The 4,897-nt window shown below is 43.0% G+C and carries 6 protein-coding genes; all 6 read left to right on the forward strand.

Annotated features, from left to right (window positions below; genetic code table 11):
• Nucleotides 1-382 precede the first annotated feature (382 nt).
• The 6 genes from yabG to V7654_RS20080 all read left to right on the forward strand — a co-directional run bounded on the left by yabG (nucleotide 383) and on the right by V7654_RS20080 (nucleotide 4,725).
• On the forward strand, nucleotides 383-1,246 hold the full coding sequence (yabG, locus tag V7654_RS20055) for a sporulation peptidase YabG (RefSeq protein ID WP_335432631.1): 864 nt from the start codon (nucleotides 383-385) through the stop codon (nucleotides 1,244-1,246).
• A 208-nt stretch (nucleotides 1,247-1,454) separates the two neighbouring features.
• Nucleotides 1,455-1,718 (forward strand): biofilm formation stimulator Veg, encoded by a 264-nt coding sequence (veg, locus tag V7654_RS20060; RefSeq protein WP_125481632.1) that lies wholly within the window; start codon nucleotides 1,455-1,457, stop codon nucleotides 1,716-1,718.
• A 151-nt stretch (nucleotides 1,719-1,869) separates the two neighbouring features.
• A complete protein-coding gene (locus V7654_RS20065; protein WP_125481631.1) occupies nucleotides 1,870-2,049 on the forward strand; it encodes a small, acid-soluble spore protein, alpha/beta type in 180 nt (59 codons plus the stop codon).
• 485 nt (nucleotides 2,050-2,534) lie between these two features.
• On the forward strand, nucleotides 2,535-3,404 hold the full coding sequence (ispE, locus tag V7654_RS20070) for a 4-(cytidine 5'-diphospho)-2-C-methyl-D-erythritol kinase (RefSeq protein WP_335432587.1): 870 nt from the start codon (nucleotides 2,535-2,537) through the stop codon (nucleotides 3,402-3,404).
• 55 nt (nucleotides 3,405-3,459) lie between these two features.
• Nucleotides 3,460-4,284, forward strand: coding sequence for a pur operon repressor (purR, locus tag V7654_RS20075; protein WP_335432588.1), 825 nt, complete (start codon nucleotides 3,460-3,462; stop codon nucleotides 4,282-4,284).
• A 66-nt stretch (nucleotides 4,285-4,350) separates the two neighbouring features.
• Nucleotides 4,351-4,725, forward strand: a complete 375-nt coding sequence (locus V7654_RS20080; RefSeq protein WP_335432589.1) for a RidA family protein — start codon at nucleotides 4,351-4,353, stop codon at nucleotides 4,723-4,725.
• The last annotated feature ends 172 nt before the right edge of the window (nucleotides 4,726-4,897 follow it).

Raw genomic sequence — 4,897 nt, forward strand, 5'->3', positions numbered from 1 at the left:
GCGTGGGCAGATTCGAGGGAGCTATTCAATGTCCTGCGGGCTCAGCTGGACAGGTGAGACCCCGCAGGAGCGAAGCGACGAGGAGGCTCAGCGCCAGCCCCGCGGAAAGCGAAGCGCCTGGAACGGAAATCAACAGACAAGTTTAACACAGCCAAAAAGTTAGGAAAAAGAGTGCCGAATTAGGAATTAAACAAAAAAAGTTAGGAATATCCTTCTGGGACACTCCGAAAATCAAATCCTGATATCCAGCTAATAGAAAGCACATCGGTTCTAATGCACATAATCACATGTCTATGGGTTTTTGCATAGTTTATGATTGAAAACCATTCAGCGCAGCCTATTGTGCGGGGCAATTGGAGTGACGATTGTGAACATTAACCTCATGGATATCGTCGGCAGGATTTCGTATCAATGCGATATTATGTTCCGTGTAATCGATATCAGAGATATAAATGGCAAGAAAATCGCGATATTATATGGTGAAGATTTCCGGCTAATCGCTGATGCGCCCTATGAGGATTTATTGAAAATCGATCAAAATGTGCGCATGAGGCTGACGAAGGAATTCCGGTCACTTGAGGAACAGTCATATAAGCTTTTTCGACAGGACGTCGATTTACTGCAGCAAAAGCAGGAATATGAAGCTACCGAGGGATATAGCAAATCCTATAATTATTTTCAGATGCCTGGGAAGGTGCTCCATGTAGATGGAGACCCTAATTATTTAAAGAAGTGCCTGACTCTTTATGAAAAAGTCGGCGTTCCGGTATACGGCATCCATTGCAATGAAAAGGAGATGCCGGAAAAGGTCGGCAAGCTGATCGATTATTACCGGCCGGATATTTTGGTCGTCACCGGGCATGACGCTTATTCAAAGTCAAAAGGATCAATGGATGACCTGAATGCATATCGCCATTCTAAACATTTTGTCCAGACTGTCAGGGAAGCGAGGAGAAAGATTCCCCATCTTGACCAGCTTGTCATCTTTGCAGGGGCCTGCCAGTCCCATTTCGAATCCCTGATCCATGCCGGGGCAAATTTCGCCAGCTCACCATCAAGAGTCAACATCCATGCTCTTGATCCTGTTTATATAGTGGCTAAAATTAGTTTTACACCTTTTATGGAGCGCATCAATGTCTGGGATGTTTTGAGGAATACACTGACAGGTGATAAGGGGCTCGGAGGCATTGAAACAAAAGGAGTACTAAGAACAGGAATGCCATATAAAAAGAATTCGCCGGAGTAAAGACTGTTGTCCAGTCTCGCCCGGCGTTTTTTTATGGATTGATGTACATATTTTACCGTGATAAAGGCTACTCTAAAAATGTTGAAATTTAGAAAAAAAAGAAGAAGAAAAGATATTGACTTTTATTTTTATCAACTGTTATAATTTATGTTTTTGTTTGACGAAAGTGGTGTCAGCGTGTTATACTTTACACAGTGAGGTGGACCGAATGCCAAAAACATTATCGGATATCAAAAAAGCTCTTGATTCAAACTTAGGAAAAAGACTCTTGCTAAAGGCCAACGGTGGACGCAGAAAAACGATCGAACGTTCTGGTGTGTTAGCTGAAACTTATCCTTCTGTTTTCGTGATTGAGCTCGACCAGGATGAAAATGCTTTTGAACGTGTTTCGTACAGCTACGCAGATGTTTTAACAGAAACGGTTGAAATTACCTTCTTTGAGGATACAACAGGATCAATGGCATTGAGCTAAGGCTCAATGAGGTACAGGCAGTGGACTTTCGGGTTAACTGCTTTTTATTTTGGCCAAAATTCGTAGCACATAAGGATAATTTAGGCTTACATGAAAACCTCCTTTTAAAAAGAAACTAAAAAAGCCTCGATGGTGAAAGGAGATGGTTTTCGTGGGCAGAAGAAGAGGGATTATGTCTGACAGGTTGAAAGAGGAGCTTGCGAAAGAACTTGGATTTTATGATGTTGTCCAGAAAGAAGGCTGGGGCGGCATCAAGGCCAAGGACGCAGGGAACATGGTCAAGCGAGCAATTGAATTAGCCGAACAGCAGCTTGTTAACCAGAAGCACTGACCTAAGATAGATATTCTTTGGTAAACTGCCAAATAGCCTGCCTTTAGAGGCTCTTTTCGTACCAATCGTTATTTGCGAGAATAGCCATAACAAAAATTATTAATTCAAACCATTGGGGTACCGGGGCTTATGCTCCGGTTTTTTGTTTATTGGAGGCCAGCCGTACTGGAAATGAACTTTATTTTGTAAAATGGTCGATCACTTCTTTGACAATTAAATTCATATAGAGGAAAGACAAAGTTTTAGGACAATAAAGTTAGGTTCTGGGAAAATCAACACTCTAGGATGTGACGACTCTTTTCTGTGTCATTACCTTTGACCTTTACTGCGCAACACCGTAAATTCCCTAATTATTTGTGAATTTACTGTATTCGACATAATGCAAATGATAAAATAAAGGAATGTTTCGAGGAGATGAGTCTTACTTTTATCGATTTGTGGTAAAATAGGACAAAATGTGGAATTCGTTAAAGTAGGTGGAAGCAGTGAAGATTTTGGTGAAGGCGCCAGCGAAAATTAATTTGTCGCTTGATGTGTTGCATAAACGTCCCGACGGTTATCATGAAGTTGAGATGGTGATGACGACGATTGATTTGGCTGACCGCATTGAGCTTAGTTTACTTGAGGCAGACAGGATTGTAATCCATTCACACAATAGATTTGTTCCCGATGACCAGCGAAACCTTGCTTATCAGGCAGCCCATTTATTGAAGGAAAGATTCCAGGTGAAAAAGGGCGTAGTCATCGGTATCGAAAAAACGATCCCTGTAGCTGCGGGCCTGGCTGGAGGCAGCAGTGATGCGGCAGCTACGCTAAGAGGGCTAAACAAGCTATGGAACCTTGGCCTGACATTGGACGAACTGGCCGTGCTGGGTGCGGAAATAGGCTCGGACGTTTCTTTCTGTGTGTACGGTGGAACGGCACTGGCGACCGGCCGGGGAGAAATCATCGAGGAGCTTCCAGTCCCGCCGACATGCTGGGTTGTTCTGGCTAAGCCTTTTATCGGTGTCTCAACAGCTGAGGTTTATCGTCGTTTACATGTAGATAAGATTCAACATCCGCCTACAAAAGAAATGATTTCTGCGATAGAAAATGGGGATTTCCATGGGGTATGCAACAGCGTTGGTAATGTGCTGGAGGATGTAACCCTGTCACTATATCCGGAAGTGGCCCAAATCAAAGACCAGATGAAGCGCTTTGGAGCGGATGCGGTTTTGATGAGCGGAAGCGGCCCAACCGTTTTCAGCCTTGTAGAGCATGATTCGCGGATGCATCGGATTTATAATGGTTTAAGAGGATTTTGTGATCAGGTATTTGCTGTCAGAATGCTTGGGGAACGGCATACCCTTGATTAAATCCGTATAATGGTGGTATATTAACCTTAAATATTCGGATTTTGGGGGTTCTTCAATGAAATTTCGACGCAGTGAGCGTTTGATTGATATGACGACTTATTTACTTGAACATCCTCGCCAACTGGTACCGTTAACTTATTTCGCGGAGAAGTATGGCTCTGCAAAATCCTCGATCAGCGAAGATCTTGGAATCATCAAAGAGACCTTTGAGCAGCGTGGAATCGGCGTACTGCAAACGGTGCCAGGTGCTGCTGGGGGAGTTAAGTTCCACGTCAATATCAGTGACGATAAAGCGAAAGAAGTAATAAATGAACTTTGCACGATCATGGCCAGTCCTGCCAGGCTGCTGCCAGGCGGTTACTTATACATGAACGATATCATTGGTAACCCGGCGATTGTCCAGGAGGTTGGCAGGCTGCTTGCTTCAGCTTATGCTAAAAAAAATATTGAGGTAGTGATGACTGTTGCGACAAAGGGGATCCCGATCGCCTACGCAGTGGCAAGCTATTTAAATGTCCCAGTCGTGATAGTCAGAAGAGACAGCAAGGTAACAGAAGGTTCAACTGTCAGCATCAATTATGTTTCCGGTTCGTCAAAAAGGATCCAGACAATGGTGCTTTCTAAACGAAGCCTTGCAGAGGGTACGAAGGTATTGATCGTGGACGACTTCATGAAAGCAGGCGGAACGGTCAATGGGATGATCAATCTGCTTGAAGAGTTTAATGCAGAATTAGCGGGAATTGCCGTTCTTGTTGAATCAGAAAATATCGAAGAAAGACTAGTGGATGAGTATCTCTCACTGGTACGCCTTTCGAATGTTGATGTAAAAGAACGAAAAATAACCGTGAGTGAAGGAAATTACTTCTTGCGTAAAGAATAACTCTATTAAAAAGGCTCTTTTCGTAACAGGGGAAAACAGCCTTTAATAATAAGATGGGGTGACAATATGAATATTGTACAAACTTCAAATGCGCCAGCTGCAATTGGCCCTTACTCCCAAGGTGTTGTAGTCAACAATCTGTTCTTCAGTTCTGGCCAGATTCCATTGACTGCAGAGGGCGTAATGGTTGAAGGAGATATCCAGGCCCAGGCACATCAGGTCTTTAAAAACCTGACAGCTGTATTGGAGGCTGCGGGAGCATCCTTGGAGACCGTTGTAAAAGCAACTGTATTTATTAAGAATATGGATGAATTTGCTCAATTGAATGAAGTGTATGGAGAGTATTTTAATGTTCATAAGCCTGCACGTTCGACAGTAGAGGTAGCAAGACTTCCGAAAGATGCATTGGTAGAGATTGAAGTAATCGCGCTCGTTAAATAACGAGCGTTTTTTTTTGCTCTTATTTAACGGAATAAACAGGAGGCTGTGTTAAAGGTCCAACGATGAAATCAACAGTCAAGTTTTATTAAGCATTGTCATAAAAAAGAAGCGTTTAAAAATAAGGCTGTGTTAAAGCTGAATGTTGATATTCATAGCCTGTTGATTGTAGTGG

It is taken from the genome of Bacillus sp. JJ1609 (assembly GCF_036967045.1).
GTDB lineage: Bacteria > Bacillota > Bacilli > Bacillales > Cytobacillaceae > Mesobacillus.

Excerpts from the sequence above, each read along its gene's own strand:
- yabG (WP_335432631.1), top strand. The coding sequence starts at position 383 with ATGGATATCGTCGGCAGGATTTCGTATCAATGCGATATTATGTTCCGT.
- veg (WP_125481632.1), top strand. The coding sequence starts at position 1,455 with ATGCCAAAAACATTATCGGATATCAAAAAAGCTCTTGATTCAAACTTA.
- purR (WP_335432588.1), top strand. The coding sequence starts at position 3,460 with ATGAAATTTCGACGCAGTGAGCGTTTGATTGATATGACGACTTATTTA.
- V7654_RS20080 (WP_335432589.1), top strand. The coding sequence starts at position 4,351 with ATGAATATTGTACAAACTTCAAATGCGCCAGCTGCAATTGGCCCTTAC.